We start from the raw sequence: 485 nt of genomic DNA, 5'->3' as shown, positions 1-485 counted from the left end.
CGAGCCTCCCCGAGGGCACACGACTCGGGTTCCCTGTGTTGCGCGAGGCAGTACCACATCGCCGCTGTGGAACCATCGTCATTGCAGGGAGTCACCAGTCGGCGGGGGTGCCGAAGACCTGCGTCCAGTAGATGCCGTAGCTGCCACCACGGGCAAAGCCGACACCGATCTGGGTGAACTCCCCGTTGAGGATGTTCGTGCGGTGGCCGGGGCTGTGCATCCAGCCGTCCATCACCTCGGCCGGGCTCTGCTGGCCCGCGGCGACGTTCTCACCCAACGCGCGGTAGCGGTAGCCGGCGGCGGTACCGCGGTCGGACATCGTCCGCCCGTCCAGGCTGACGTGGTCCATGTAGCTGTTCGCCGCCATGTCCTCGCTGTGCCGTTGCGCGGCCAGGGTCAGGCGTGGTTCGAGGGTCAACGGCCCGGCACCGACCCTGGCCCGTTCGGCGTTCACCAACGCGACCACCTCTGTGACCATGGCCGGC

The 485-nt window shown here is 68.5% G+C and carries 1 protein-coding gene; it reads right to left on the bottom strand.

What is annotated here, in order from left to right:
- Positions 1-91: 91 nt before the first annotated feature.
- Positions 92-485: CAP domain-containing protein (locus tag U9980_RS24905; RefSeq protein ID WP_322770152.1), on the bottom strand; the 394-nt coding region annotated here is incomplete at its 5' end.

Origin of the sequence: Protofrankia sp. Cr1 (assembly GCF_963555865.1) — a bacterium.
Lineage (GTDB): Bacteria > Actinomycetota > Actinomycetes > Frankiales > Frankiaceae > Protofrankia.
This window is presented reverse-complemented; position numbering and strand designations above follow the sequence as displayed.